The 13,657-nt window shown below is 60.4% G+C and carries 13 protein-coding genes; 6 read left to right on the top strand and 7 right to left on the bottom strand.

The window, feature by feature from the left end:
- Position 1 precedes the first annotated feature (1 nt).
- Positions 2-1,525: an apolipoprotein N-acyltransferase gene (gene lnt / locus KGB14_RS08960; RefSeq protein ID WP_223485765.1), complete on the top strand. Its 1,524-nt coding sequence runs from the start codon at positions 2-4 to the stop codon at positions 1,523-1,525.
- Between the two features lie 45 nt (positions 1,526-1,570).
- Here lnt and KGB14_RS08955 read toward each other — a convergent pair whose 3' ends face one another.
- Both KGB14_RS08955 and KGB14_RS08950 read right to left on the bottom strand, forming a co-directional pair.
- A complete protein-coding gene (locus KGB14_RS08955; protein ID WP_223485763.1) occupies positions 1,571-2,332 on the bottom strand; it encodes a YdcF family protein in 762 nt (253 codons plus the stop codon).
- A gap of 106 nt (positions 2,333-2,438) precedes the next feature.
- Positions 2,439-2,759, bottom strand: a complete 321-nt coding sequence (locus KGB14_RS08950) for a hypothetical protein (RefSeq protein WP_223485761.1) — start codon at positions 2,757-2,759, stop codon at positions 2,439-2,441.
- A gap of 279 nt (positions 2,760-3,038) precedes the next feature.
- Here KGB14_RS08950 and leuS point away from each other — a divergent pair, with 279 nt between their 5' ends.
- The 5 genes from leuS (at position 3,039) to KGB14_RS08925 (ending at position 9,164) form a co-directional block, all read left to right on the top strand.
- A complete protein-coding gene (gene leuS, locus KGB14_RS08945) occupies positions 3,039-5,645 on the top strand; it encodes a leucine--tRNA ligase (RefSeq protein ID WP_223485759.1) in 2,607 nt (868 codons plus the stop codon).
- Positions 5,646-5,735: 90 nt separating this feature from the next.
- A complete protein-coding gene (gene lptE, locus KGB14_RS08940; protein WP_223485757.1) occupies positions 5,736-6,341 on the top strand; it encodes an LPS assembly lipoprotein LptE in 606 nt (201 codons plus the stop codon).
- Between the two features lie 39 nt (positions 6,342-6,380).
- Positions 6,381-7,418 (top strand): DNA polymerase III subunit delta, encoded by a 1,038-nt coding sequence (holA, locus tag KGB14_RS08935; RefSeq protein WP_223485754.1) that lies wholly within the window; start codon positions 6,381-6,383, stop codon positions 7,416-7,418.
- A gap of 196 nt (positions 7,419-7,614) precedes the next feature.
- Positions 7,615-7,779, top strand: coding sequence for an alternative ribosome rescue factor ArfA (gene arfA, locus KGB14_RS08930; RefSeq protein ID WP_003176285.1), 165 nt, complete (start codon positions 7,615-7,617; stop codon positions 7,777-7,779).
- A 62-nt stretch (positions 7,780-7,841) separates the two neighbouring features.
- Entirely contained in the window at positions 7,842-9,164 is a 1,323-nt protein-coding gene (locus tag KGB14_RS08925; RefSeq protein WP_223485752.1) for a lytic murein transglycosylase, read from the top strand.
- A gap of 94 nt (positions 9,165-9,258) precedes the next feature.
- On the opposite strand, the gene KGB14_RS08920 is transcribed toward KGB14_RS08925, so the two are convergent.
- The 5 genes from KGB14_RS08920 to KGB14_RS08900 form a co-directional block, all read right to left on the bottom strand.
- Positions 9,259-10,206 carry an LD-carboxypeptidase gene (locus KGB14_RS08920; protein WP_223485750.1) on the bottom strand — a complete coding sequence of 316 codons (948 nt, stop codon included), beginning with the start codon at positions 10,204-10,206 and terminating at the stop codon, positions 9,259-9,261.
- 175 nt (positions 10,207-10,381) lie between these two features.
- Positions 10,382-11,404 (bottom strand): lipoyl synthase, encoded by a 1,023-nt coding sequence (gene lipA / locus KGB14_RS08915; protein WP_007946663.1) that lies wholly within the window; start codon positions 11,402-11,404, stop codon positions 10,382-10,384.
- Between the two features lies 1 nt (position 11,405).
- Entirely contained in the window at positions 11,406-12,053 is a 648-nt protein-coding gene (lipB, locus tag KGB14_RS08910) for a lipoyl(octanoyl) transferase LipB (protein ID WP_223485748.1), read from the bottom strand.
- The gene (locus KGB14_RS08905) at positions 12,053-12,328 is read right to left on the bottom strand and encodes a DUF493 domain-containing protein (RefSeq protein WP_003215438.1); all 276 of its coding nucleotides are present in this window, start codon (positions 12,326-12,328) and stop codon (positions 12,053-12,055) included. The genes lipB and KGB14_RS08905 overlap by 1 nt, the downstream gene beginning before the upstream one ends.
- A gap of 83 nt (positions 12,329-12,411) precedes the next feature.
- On the bottom strand, positions 12,412-13,569 hold the full coding sequence (locus KGB14_RS08900; RefSeq protein ID WP_223485746.1) for a D-alanyl-D-alanine carboxypeptidase family protein: 1,158 nt from the start codon (positions 13,567-13,569) through the stop codon (positions 12,412-12,414).
- Positions 13,570-13,657: the final 88 nt, after the last annotated feature.

The raw sequence follows: 13,657 nt of genomic DNA, 5'->3' as shown, positions 1-13,657 counted from the left end.
AATGCGTCGTATGACCCGTCCCGGCTGGCCCGGTAATCTGCTGGCCGTGGCGGCTGGTGCACTCACCACCCTGGCCCTGACACCGTTCGATATCTGGCCGCTGGCATTGCTGGCGGTCGGTTTCTTTTACGCCGGTTTGCGCGAACTGAGCCCCCGTCAGGCCTTGGGCCGTGGCTGGTGTTTCGGTTTCGGCCTGTTTGCCGCGGGCACCAGCTGGATCTACTACAGCATCCACAACTTCGGCGGCGCTTCGGTGCTGCTGGCCGGCTTCTTGATGCTGCTCTTCACTGCCGCAATTGCCTGGTTCTTCGCCCTGCCCGCCTGGATTTGGGCGCGCTGGTTGCGCCGTAACGAAGCGCCACTGGCCGATGCCTTGGCGTTTGCAGCGCTGTGGGTGGGTCAGGAAGCCTTTCGCGGCTGGTTTCTGACCGGTTTCCCGTGGCTCTATTCCGGTTACAGCCAGCTCGACGGCCCATTGGCCGGGCTCGCCCCAGTCGGCGGGATGTGGCTGATTTCCTTCTCCCTGGCCCTGACGGCTGCGCTGATCTACAACGCTGTGCGATTGGTCGGTACTGGCCGCAAAGGCTTTATTGCCGCTGGCGTGTTGCTGCTGGCCGGCCCGTGGGTGATCGGCATGGCACTCAAGGAGCATGCCTGGACCAGCCCGTCCGGTGCGCCGCTGAGCGTCGCGGCAATTCAGGGCAACATCGAACAAAGCATGAAGTGGGATCCCGCGCAGCTCAACGCGCAACTGGCGCTGTACCGCGACATGAGCTTGAGCTCCAAGCGAGTCGACCTGCTCATATGGCCTGAAACGGCGGTGCCGGTGCTCAAGGAGTCCGCTGAAGGCTACTTGAACATGATGGGAAGCTTCGCGGCAGAGCGTAAATCCGCGCTGATTACCGGCGTGCCGATTCGCCAGGAAGTCCATCACGAGAAGCGCTATTTCAACGGTATTACCGTTGTCGGTGAAGGCGATGGCACGTACCTGAAGCAGAAACTGGTGCCGTTCGGCGAATATGTTCCATTGCAGGAAGTCTTGCGTGGCCTGATCGCCTTCTTCGACCTGCCGATGTCCGACTTCGCCCGTGGCCCGTCCGATCAAGCGCTGCTGCAAGCCAAGGGTTATCAGATTGCGCCGTTCATCTGCTACGAAGTGGTCTACCCGGAGTTCGCCGCCGGCCTCGCCGCCCGCAGCGATCTGCTGCTGACCATCAGCAATGACACCTGGTTCGGCACCTCCATCGGCCCCCTGCAACACTTGCAAATGGCGCAGATGCGCGCACTTGAAGCCGGGCGCTGGATGATTCGCGCCACCAACAACGGCGTGACCGGCCTGATCAACCCGTTCGGCCAGATCACCGCCCGGATCCCGCAGTTCGAACGCGGCATTCTGTATGGCGAAGTGGTACCGATGCACAACCTGACGCCGTATCTGCAATGGCGTTCATGGCCGTTGATCATCGTTTGTCTGCTGCTGTTTGGTTGGGCGCTGGTTGCGAACAGAATGGCGAAAACTGTCTGATTTCTTGACCTTTTGTGGCGAGGGGTAGGCCCCCTCGCCACAAAATCAGCGATAAAACATCAAATACCCGATCTGCCCCACCGCCTCATTCATCAACTGCCCTGATTGCCAGATCGACTTGAATTCCGGCATCCAGCCGCCCAGCGGCCGGGCATTGTCCACGCCCAGGAAACCCACTGGCGCGGGCACCACCTCAAACCCGGCCTGCTGAAAGCTCCAGACTGCCCGGGGCATGTGCCAGGCTTGAGTCACGACCACCACACGCTTGATCCCTTCCGGCAACAACACTTGGGCGCTGAACTGTGCGTTTTCCCAGGTCGTGCGGCTTCGCCCTTCCTGCCAACGCACCGTCACGCCGAAATCATCGAGCAACGAATCGGCCATCAGCTTCGCTTCAGTCGGTGGCGTGCCGTAATGCAGGCCGCCGCTGGTCAGAACCGGCAAGCCAGAAGCCTTGGCCAGACGCGCTGCATAGCGCTCGCGCTCCAGGCCTACACCGGTCGGCTGGTCGACGCCCCAGGCCGGGTCGCCCCGCTCGCGCCCCGAACCCAGCACCACGATTGCATCGGCTTGCTGACCCAGGGTGGTCCATTGCTCGCGCGTCAGCGGCGGCTCGCGTTCCAGGGCCCTGGCGCTCCATTCCACCACGATTGGCAGGCTCATCAACCAGAAGCCACCCATGCCCAGGACGAAGCACAAGCCAGCCAGCTTCGGTCTGGATCGGCGCCACCACCAGGCGAGCGCCAGTAGCAACAAAAGAATGCCGGGCGGCAATAGAAGTTGTTTAACGAAGTAACGAAAAGGCATCGGGCATCTCCTTAGATGCCCGAAGCCTAAGTGGGTTAACGCAATGCGACAACAAATGCGAAAGGACTTTGTTTTAGAAAACCATGGGTCATGGCTTCAAGTGCCCTTACTTGAATTGCAAAGACCGGACCTTTACCGCGTCTCTGCCGGGTGCCTTATCCTTGAGCCAGACGATCTTGGCCGAACGTGGTGCGTCGAGTTGCTTCATTGCAGCCGACAAACATCCCTGCGTCTCACGCTCACTACGGTCCAGATACGCCTTGACCAATTCAAACTCTGCGGGGGTCAAACCACGCAGTTCCAGCTCCAGGGGGCGCTCATCACGAAGCCGTCCAGCGGTTTTGGCCGCGTCCAGTGCCATTCCCAGACGGTCTATCAGTCTTTCGTATAGCTCCGGTTTTGTGACTTTTCGTTGTGACTCAACCATCCCTCACCTCATTGAAGATAAGACTCACTCCCCTTCTAGAGCTTAGCTTCGTTGCACAAACCGGCTGAGTGCCGCGACCAACGGCCCTCGGGACGGGCATTGCCGCCTTCTTGCGTGTAATCAGGGTTTCCCTCGGTAGAGCGCGGTCATGTATGCTACGGCGCTTCCTGTAACTCCACTTCCGGCTCGTCTGGGCATCGAAACGCCAATTTGGCGTGATCACCGTCCAGCGTCGCATTGAAGAGGATTAGGCCACCCCTATTCAGTTCAAAAGTAGCCATGCACGAACAATATCAGCCCCGTGAAATCGAAGCCGCCGCCCAGTCGTTCTGGGACGAGCAAAAGTCCTTTGAAGTCAGTGAACAGCCAGGCAAGGAGACGTTCTACTGCCTGTCGATGTTCCCTTACCCCAGCGGCAAGCTACACATGGGGCACGTGCGCAACTACACCATCGGCGACGTGATCTCCCGCTACCAGCGCATGCAAGGCAAGAACGTCCTGCAACCCATGGGTTGGGACGCCTTCGGCATGCCAGCGGAAAACGCCGCGATGAAGAACAACGTAGCGCCCGCCAAGTGGACCTACGAAAACATCGCCTACATGAAAAGCCAGCTGCGCAGCCTGGGCCTGGCGGTGGACTGGTCGCGCGAAGTGACCACCTGCAAGCCCGATTACTACCGCTGGGAACAATGGCTGTTCACTCGCCTGTTCGAAAAAGGCGTGATTTATAAAAAAAGCGGCACCGTGAACTGGGACCCGGTCGACCAGACCGTTCTGGCCAACGAGCAAGTGATCGACGGTCGCGGCTGGCGTTCCGGCGCGCTGATCGAGAAGCGCGAAATCCCGATGTACTACTTCAAGATCACCGCTTACGCGGATGAACTGCTGGAAAGCCTCGACGAACTGACGGGCTGGCCTGAACAGGTCAAGACCATGCAGCGCAACTGGATCGGCAAATCCCGTGGCATGGAAGTCCAGTTCCCGTACGACGTCGCCTCCATCGGCGAAACCGGTGCGCTGAAAGTATTTACCACCCGTCCGGACACCCTGATGGGCGCAACCTACGTTGCAGTGGCCGCCGAACACCATCTGGCTGCCCTGGCCGCGCAAAACAACCCTGAGCTGCAAGCGTTCATCGCTGAATGCAAGGGCGGCAGCGTCGCCGAAGCCGACGTCGCCACTCAAGAGAAAAAAGGTCTGCCGACCTCGCTGTTCGTCGAGCACCCGCTGACGGGTGAGAAACTCCCGGTGTGGGTCGCCAACTACGTGCTGATGCATTACGGCGATGGCGCGGTCATGGCTGTTCCGGCACACGATGAACGTGATTTCGAGTTCGCCACCAAGTACAACCTGCCGATCAAATCCGTGGTGCGCACAAGTGCAGGTGACACCAACCCGGCCCCTTGGCAGGATGCGTACGGCGAGCACGGCACGCTGATCAACTCCGGCGAATTCGACGGCCTCGACTTCGCAGGCGCCTTCGACGCCATCGAAGTGGCGCTGATCAAGAAAAACCTCGGCGCCTCGCGCACCCAGTTCCGTCTGCGCGACTGGGGCATCAGCCGTCAACGCTACTGGGGCTGCCCGATCCCGATCATCCACTGCAATACTTGCGGTGATGTGCCGGTCCCGGAAGATCAGTTGCCTGTCGTATTGCCGGAAGACGTGGTTCCAGACGGTGCCGGTTCACCCTTGGCGCGCATGCCCGAGTTCTACGAGTGCTCGTGCCCGAAATGCGGCGCACCGGCCAAGCGTGAAACCGACACCATGGACACCTTCGTCGAGTCCTCGTGGTACTACGCCCGCTACGCCTCGCCGCACTATGAAGGTGGCCTGGTAGAAAAATCGGCGGCCGACCACTGGCTGCCGGTGGATCAATACATCGGTGGTATCGAACACGCCATTCTTCACCTGCTCTACGCGCGCTTCTTCCACAAGCTGATGCGCGACGAAGGCCTGGTGAGCTCCAATGAGCCGTTCAAGAACCTGCTGACCCAAGGCATGGTGATCGCCGAGACTTATTATCGTCGCGAAGCCAACGGCGCCTACACCTGGTTCAACCCGGCGGACGTCGAACTCGAACGCGACAGCAAGGCCAAGGTCATTAGCGCCAAGCTGATCGCAGACGGCCTGCCGGTGGAAATCGGTGGCACCGAGAAGATGGCCAAGTCAAAGAACAACGGCGTTGACCCACAGTCGATGATTGACCAGTTCGGCGCAGACACCTGCCGCCTGTTCATGATGTTCGCCTCGCCGCCTGACATGAGCGCGGAATGGTCTGACTCCGGAGTAGAAGGTTCGCACCGCTTCCTCAAGCGCGTCTGGCGTCTTGCTCAAGCGCACGTTACTCAGGGCCTGCCGGGCAAACTGGACGTCGCCCGCCTGAACGACGAGCAGAAAGCCATTCGCCGTTCGATCCACCAGGCCATCAAGCAGGCCAGCCACGACGTCGGCCAGAACCACAAATTCAACACCGCCATCGCCCAGGTGATGACGCTGATGAACGTGCTGGAAAAAGCCCCGCAAGGCACCGAACAGGATCGCGCACTGATTCACGAAGGTCTGGAAACCGTGGTCCTGCTGCTGGCACCGATTACCCCGCACATCAGCCATGAGCTGTGGCATCGTCTGGGGCACGCCGATCCGGTGATCGATGCCGGTTGGCCGGTACTGGACGAAAGCGCCTTGGTACAGGACAGCCTGCAACTGGTGATTCAGGTCAACGGCAAGCTGCGCGGCCACATCGAAATGCCCGCCAGTGCCAGCCGCGAAGAAGTCGAAGCCGCCGCACGGGCCAATGAAAACGTGCTGCGCTTCGTCGATGGCCTGACTATTCGTAAAGTGATCGTAGTGCCCGGGAAACTGGTCAATATCGTCGCCAGCTAAATTGGATCGGGCGCCAGGTCATGCCAGGCGCCGAGTAAAACCTTTCGGGCCGCACGCTCGGCCCACATGGTTTCAAGGGGAGCAACAACGATGATCAAACGCAATCTGCTGGTGATGGGCCTCGCGGTCCTGCTGAGCGCCTGCGGTTTTCAGCTGCGCGGTACCGGCACCACCGAACTGGCGATCAAGGAACTCGACCTGAGCGCCCGCAATGCCTATGGCGAAACCGTGACGCAACTGCGTCAAGTGCTGGAAAGCAGTGGCGTCAAGGTTTATAGCGGCGCGCCTTACAAGCTGTATCTGGCCGATGAACAGGAAAGCCAGCGCATCCTCAGTTATGCCGGTGCCGGCCGTACTGGCGAGTACCAGGTGAACACCATACTGAACTACGACATCCGTGGTCAGGGCAACCTGACACTGCTGAGCGATAAGCTTGAAGTGCAGAAGGTGTTCATCCACGACGGCAACAATCTGGTGGGTTCCGACCAGGAAGCCAACGATGCCCGCCGCGAGATCCGTCGCGAACTGGTACAACGCATGATGCTGCGCCTGCAACAGCTGACCCCGACTCAGCTGGAACAGCTGCAACAGACCGCCGATGCCAGGGCCAAGGCTGAAGCCGCCGCGCTGGAAGCAGCGCAAAAGGCTGAAGCGGCGACTCCGCGTCAGTCGCCCGTCGAACTGCCGAAGCAATAAGACTTACGGGGCGCTCAGGCGCCCCGTTCGCCCTGACTTATGAAACTCGCCCCCGCCCAACTCGGCAAACACCTGCAAGGCGCCCTCGCGCCGGTCTACATCATCAGTGGTGATGACCCGCTGCTGTGTCAGGAAGCCGCCGACGCCATACGCACTGCTGCCCGCCAGCAAGGTTTCGATGAACGCCAGGTCTTCGCCGCCGACGCCAGTTTCGACTGGGGTACGCTGCTGCAGGCTGGCGCCAGTATGTCGCTGTTCGCTGAAAAGCGTCTGCTGGAACTGCGCCTGCCTTCCGGCAAACCCGGTGACAAAGGCGCCGCCGCGCTCATCGAGTACTGCTCGCGCCCGGCCGAAGACACGGTGCTGCTGATCAGCTTGCCCAAGCTCGACGGTAGCGCGCAGAAGACCAAGTGGGGCAAGGCACTGGTAGAAGGTCCACAGACTCAGTTCGTGCAGATCTGGCCAGTGGATACCAACCAGTTGCCAAGCTGGATCCGGCAACGCCTGTCCCAGGCCGGGCTTTCCGCCAGCCAGGACGCCGTGGAACTGATTGCCGCTCGGGTCGAGGGCAACCTGCTGGCTGCCGCTCAGGAAATCGAAAAGCTCAAGCTGATGGCCGAAGGTGGCCAGATCACGGTCGAAACCGTGCAAGCGGCGGTGGCTGACAGTGCGCGTTTCGATGTCTTCGGCCTGACCGACGCGATTCTCAACGGTGAAGCCGCTCATGCCTTGCGCATGCTCGAAGGATTGCGCGGCGAAGGCGTCGAACCACCGGTGATTCTCTGGGCGCTGGCACGGGAGCTGCGTCTGCTGGCCAACCTCTCGCTGCAATACAGCCAGGGCGTGCCGCTGGACAAAGCCTTCAGCCAGGCCCGACCGCCGATCTGGGACAAACGCAAACCGCTGATGAGCAAGGCGCTGCAACGCTACTCGGCGCAACGCTGGGCGCAGTTGCTGCTGGAAGCGCAGCGCATCGACGCACAGATCAAAGGTCAGGCGGCGGGCTCGCCGTGGATGAGCCTGAGTCGGTTGACGCTGTTGATGGCCGGGCAAAGATTGTCGTTGCCTGCCGAGTAATATTTTTGACCGCATAACGGCTATTCGCGGGCAAGCCTCGCTCCTACGGAACACATTGTCGGTTCGACACGAGACCTGTAGGAGCGAGGCTTGCCCGCGAAGGCATCCGAAAGGTCCTACACAATGTAGGGACTAGACAGAACCCCAACTTCGGCAGATTATTCCCCCCGCAAAACCACTCACTTGCGAGACCATCATGAGCAAAAAGCCATCAAAGCATGGCCCCAACAAGGCCAAATCCATCATCGCCCAGCCACTGTTCCGCAGCCGTCAGGAACGAGCCGGCAAGGGCAAAGGCAGCTACCGCCGCGAAGCCTTCCAGTCTAATAGCTGGGAGGCTTCTTACTTTCTGGCGGCCTGAAAGGCAAGCCATCGCTCAACATGTTAAGGTCTGCACCTGATTCGTATCCTCTGGACCTGTGCATGCCCCTCTGTCTTTCCCGTCGTTGGCACCTTCGCCAACTGATAGCTGCCTCCAGCCTCGTTCTGCTTGTCGCCTGCGCGGAAAAACCCACCGCCGCCGACGCCCAACCGCTTCAGACCCGTACCGTTGCAACAGCCCCTGCGGTCATACCACCGGTGGTTCCGACGGGTGAGAGTCTCGACATCCAGCCGACCCAGACCTTTGCCGAATGGCAAGCGGGTTTTCGCAAAGATGCCCTCGCCGTCGGCATTCGCGCCGACCTGTTCGACCGCGCCTTTGCCAATGTCAGCCTGGACGATAGCGTGATCCGCGCCGACCGCAGCCAACCGGAGTTTACTCGCCCGGTGTGGGAATACCTCGATGGCGCGCTGTCGCCGCTGCGGGTGCGCAAAGGTCAGGCACTGGTCAGCCAGTACGCGGACATCCTGCAAAGTATCGAACAGCGCTACGGGGTCGACCGTCAGGCACTGGTCGCGGTGTGGGGTATGGAGAGTAACTTCGGTCAGTTCCAGGGCAACAAGTCAGTGATCAATTCCCTGGCGACCCTGGCTTATGAAGGTCGACGTCCGGGCTTTGCTCATGCGCAGCTGATTGCTGCCCTGCAAATCCTGCAACAGGGCGATATCGAGCCTGAGAAAATGCTCGGTTCCTGGGCCGGTGCCATGGGCCAGACCCAGTTCATCCCGACCACCTACAACACCCACGCCGTGGACTTCGACGGCGATGGCCGCCGCGACATCTGGGGCAGCCCGGCCGATGCACTGGCCTCGACCGCGCACTACCTGCAAAGCTCCGGCTGGCAGAAAGGTCAGCCGTGGGGCTTTGAAGTGCAGCTGGCAAGCGGCTTTAATTACGCCTTGGCCGATGGTGCAATTCGCAAGAGCGTGGCCGAGTGGCGACAACTGGGGGTCACCTTGACCAATGACGGCCAGGTCCCTGCAGGCTCCGAACACCTGTCCGCCGCCCTGCTGCTGCCGGCAGGCTATCGCGGCCCGGCGTTCCTGATCTTCGATAACTTCCGCGCGATCCTCAAGTACAACAACTCGTCGTCCTACGCTTTGGCCGTGAGCCTGTTGTCCGAGCGTTTCAATGGCGGCGGCCTGATCAACGGCCTATGGCCAAAAGATGACTTGCCGCTGAGCCGTACCGAGCGAATCGAGCTGCAAAACCTGCTGAGCGCCCAGAACTACGACGCGGGAACCGCCGACGGGATTATCGGCGCCAACACCCGTAAGGCAATCCGCAACGCCCAGCAGTCGTTTGGCTGGCCGGCGGATGGTTATCCGACGCACAAGTTGCTGGAAGGGTTGCGTAGCCGCTAAAAGCAAAAGATCGCAGCCTTCGGCAGCTCCTACAGGCGCACACAAAACCCCGTAGGAACTGCCGAAGGCTGCGATCTTTTTTTGCGCCGCGTTATTACCTGATCACCACATCCTGCTCCAACACCAACACCTTGTTCCCCGCATCCAGCCTGACCAGCGCGCCCATCGGCAGTGTCAGGTTCGGGTCGCAATGCCCGCTGCGCCATCCGGCCAGCACGGGTATGTGCAACGGTGCGAAGACTTGCTTGAGCAAGCGCTCCAGCGCAGCCACATCCACCCCCGCCACATCCCCCACCAGAACCCCGCGCAGCTTGTGCAACGTGCCGGCCAGACGCAAATGGGTCAGCAGCCGGTCGATGCGATACAGCGGCTCGTTAATGTCCTCGATAAACAGGATGGCGCCCTCGGCCTCGATCTCGTAAGGCGTGCCCATGGTCGCGGCGATCATCGACAGATTGCCCCCCAGCAAACGCCCGTGAGCGATGCCTGGCTCAATGGTTGTTAATGGATAGGCCGCCGGATGCGCGAGCACGCTGTCCGCCCTTACCTGCCCGCGCAGCATGTTGAAAAACGAGGACTCGGTGGGTTTCTGCTTGTCACCCAGCAGGTCGGCGTTGAGCATCGGGCCGTGAAAAGTCACGAAACCCGCGTAACGGCTGATAGCCAGATGCAACGCAGTGACGTCGCTGTAGCCGATGAACGGCTTGACGTTGCGGCGCAGTAATTCGAAATCGATACGATCGAGCAAGCGCGGCGTACCGTACCCCCCACGCAGGCAGATAATGGCGTCGACCTCGTTGTCGGCAAAGGCCGCATGCAAGTCATTGAGCCGCACATCGTCGCTGCCGGCCAGATAGCCATCTTTCTCGTAGACACCGGGAAATACCCGCAGCGAATAGCCACGAGCACGCATCCAGGCAATGGCTTTATCGGTGTCCAGTGCTGCGGGGCCGGCGGGCGCGATTACGCCAATCAGCCCTTGCGATGGCAAGGCCGGAACGGGAGCGTGCGGACAAAGCGTGTGGGTCGGTCGAACAGTCATCCATGATTCTCCCTGTGTGAATGCTTCAGCACACAGTAGTCAGGAACGGGAATAAACAGAAGAGGGTCAGTCGCCCCACGGCTTGCAGGAAAAGACTGTAATTGCCGTGGGCATTGCAAAAAAAGCCCGCAAGGCTGAAAGCCTTGCGGGCCCTTTTTTGTGTTTCTCACTGCTATCAGGACGACATCAGCTCGGCCTTGACCAGTTTCGCCTGTTCGTCGGCGTGGTACGAGGAACGTACCAGCGGGCCGGAAGCGACGTTCTTGAAGCCCATCTTGTAACCTTCCTCGGCGAACCAGGCGAAGGTATCCGGGTGCACGAAGCGCTGGACCGGCAAGTGGCTGCGGGACGGTTGCAGGTACTGGCCCAGGGTCAGCATGTCGATGTCGTGTTCGCGCATGCGCTTCATGACTTCGATGACTTCTTCATCGGTTTCGCCCAGGCCCAGCATCAAACCGGACTTGGTCGGAATGTGCGGCATCATCTGCTTGAAGCGTTGCAGCAGGGTCAGCGACCACTGGTAATCCGAACCCGGACGCGCAGCCTTGTACAGGCGCGGCACGGTTTCCAGGTTGTGGTTGAACACATCCGGCGGCTCGGCGGCGGTGATTTCCAGCGCGACGTCCATGCGGCCACGGTAGTCCGGGACCAGGGTCTCGAGCTGCACGTTCGGCGACAGCTTGCGGATTTCGCGGATGCAGTCGGCAAAATGCTGGGCTCCACCATCACGCAGGTCGTCGCGGTCTACCGAAGTGATGACGACGTACTTGAGTTTCAGGTCGGCGATGGCAATGGCCAGGCTTTCCGGCTCATTGACGTCCAGTGGCTTCGGACGGCCGTGGCCGACGTCGCAGAACGGGCAACGACGGGTGCAGATGTCACCCATGATCATGAAAGTCGCGGTGCCGCCAGAGAAACACTCGCCCAGGTTCGGGCAGGACGCTTCTTCGCACACGCTGTGCAGCTTGTGTTTGCGCAGCAGGGCCTTGATGCGGTCGACTTCCGGGGAAACCGGGATGCGCACGCGGATCCAGTCGGGTTTCTTCGGCAGTTCAGTGGTCGGGATGATCTTCACCGGGATGCGTGCAACCTTCTCGGCGCCGCGCAGCTTGACGCCGGCTTCAACCTTGGCACGCGGGGCCGGACGCTCAGTGACATCGAGCGTCGGGATCATGGTTTGCACTGCATCAGTAGTCATATCAGTCGATTCCGCCCGTTAGGGTCGTCTGCTCAGCATAGTCGAGGTGTTTGACGAGCTGCGCGCGCAGCCGGGCACTTACCTCGGCAAATTCAATCGGTCCTGCGTGATCGCGCAGCTGGGTCATCGCCAGCCCGGCGTAGCCGCAGGGATTAATCCGTCGAAACGGTTCCAGGTTCATATCCACATTCAGGGCCAGGCCATGAAAGGAGCAACCGTGGCGGATTCGCAAACCCAGAGAAGCGATTTTCGCGCCGTCGACATAGACACCTGGCGCATCCGGCTTGGCCACGGCGGTCACGCCGTAGCTGGCCAGCAGTTCGATCAGGCATTGCTCCATGCGGCTGACCAGGTCACGCACGCCGAACCCCAGCTTGCGCACATCCAGCAATAGATAAGCCACCAGTTGGCCGGGGCCGTGATAGGTCACCTGACCACCACGATCGACCTGCACCACCGGAATATCTCCCGGCAGCAGCAGATGTTCAGCCTTGCCGGCCTGGCCCTGGGTGAACACCGGCGGGTGCTCCACCAGCCAGATCTCGTCGGCGGCATCACTGCCGCGTTCGTTGGTGAAGCGTTGCATGGCATGCCAGACGGGCTCGTAAGCCATCTGGCCAAGTTCGCGAAAGCCCAGCGTGCCGGACATCACAGCACCATGTGCACGAAGCCGGTAGCCCGCAGTTCGCTGTTGATGTTGTACAGCTGGTCCTGGTCGGTGGCGACGATGTGCAACTGAATCGTGGTGTACTTGCCGTTGGTGCTTTGGCGCTCGTCCACGCGATCATGGTTGATCGTCGCGTGTTTCTTGACGATCTCGATGATCTTGTCTTTGTTGCCTACACCCGTATCGCTGATCACCTTAACCGGGTAATCAACGTTGGGAAATTCGATCTTAGGCGCCTTTACTTCGGTATCGGTCATGGCGTAACGGCCTCGTAAGCGTAAGCCGTGGCGACAGCATGGCCCAACGCCGGATCAGCGCGGGGCCATGCAGATGCACACTATCAGTTGAACAAGCCGTAGAAGAATAGACGGATGCTATCCCACATGCGGCGGAAGATACCACCCTCGTCGACCGCGTCCAGAGCGATCAGGTCGGCGCTGTGCACCACCTTGTCGTCCAGTTTCACTTCGACTTTACCGATCACGTCACCCTTGGCGATAGGCGCAACCAGTTGCGGGTTCATGGTCATGCTGGCGGCGAGCTTTTTCAGCTGGCCTTTTGGCAGGGTCATGGTCAGGTCTTGAGCCAGGCCGGCCTTGACTTGATTGGTGGTGCCTTTCCAGACAGGTGCCTGAGCCAGCTCGGCGCCTTTCTGATAGAAGGTCTGGGTTTCGAAGAAGCGGAAACCGTAGGTCAGCAGCTTCTGGGTTTCAGCTGCGCGGGCTACATCGCTGTTGGTGCCGAACACCACGGCGATCAGGCGCATGCCATCACGTACGGCCGAAGACACCATGCAGTAGCCGGCTTCGTCGGTGTGACCGGTTTTCAGGCCATCGACAGTCTTGTCGCGCCACAGCAGCAGGTTGCGGTTAGGCTGCTTGATGCCGTTCCAGAAGAACTCTTTTTGCGAGTAGATCGCGTAGTGAGCCGGGTCTTCGTGAATGATCGCGCGAGCCAGCACTGCCATGTCGTGAGCCGACGAGTAGTGCTCAGGGTTTGGCAGGCCGGTCGGGTTCATGAAGTGGGTGTTGGTCAGGCCCAGGTCGGCAGCGGTTTTGTTCATCAGGTCGGCGAACGCGTCTTCGCTGCCGGCGATGTGCTCGGAGAGCGCAACGCTGGCGTCGTTACCCGACTGGATGATGATGCCGTGCAGCAGGTCGTTGACGGTAACCTGCGAGCCGACCTTGATGAACATCCGCGAACCGCCGGTACGCCAGGCGTTCTCGCTGACGGTCACCGGATCGTTTTCGCCGATCTGGCCACGACGGATTTCCAGCGTCGCGATGTAGGCGGTCATCAGCTTGGTCAGGCTGGCCGGTGGCAGACGCTGGTCACCGTTGTTCTCCACCAGCACGTTGCCGCTGCTGGCATCCATGAGTACATAGGCTTTGGCGGCCAATTGCGGTGGCGACGGCATCATCTCGACCGCGAAAGCGGCAGGCGAGAGGAGCAGCGGGACTAGAAGGCACAGGCGTTTGGCAAAGGTGGTGATGTTCATCCGTCTCTCGAAATCGCTAATGGAAACTGCCCAAGGGCAAAACTAATCAGACAACTCCCTAAAAAGTTGTCGCGTGTTCAGTTGTTCA

The sequence above is a fragment of the Pseudomonas sp. A-RE-19 genome (assembly GCF_019956555.1).
In the GTDB taxonomy this organism is placed as follows: Bacteria; Pseudomonadota; Gammaproteobacteria; order Pseudomonadales; family Pseudomonadaceae; genus Aquipseudomonas.
This window is presented reverse-complemented; position numbering and strand designations above follow the sequence as displayed.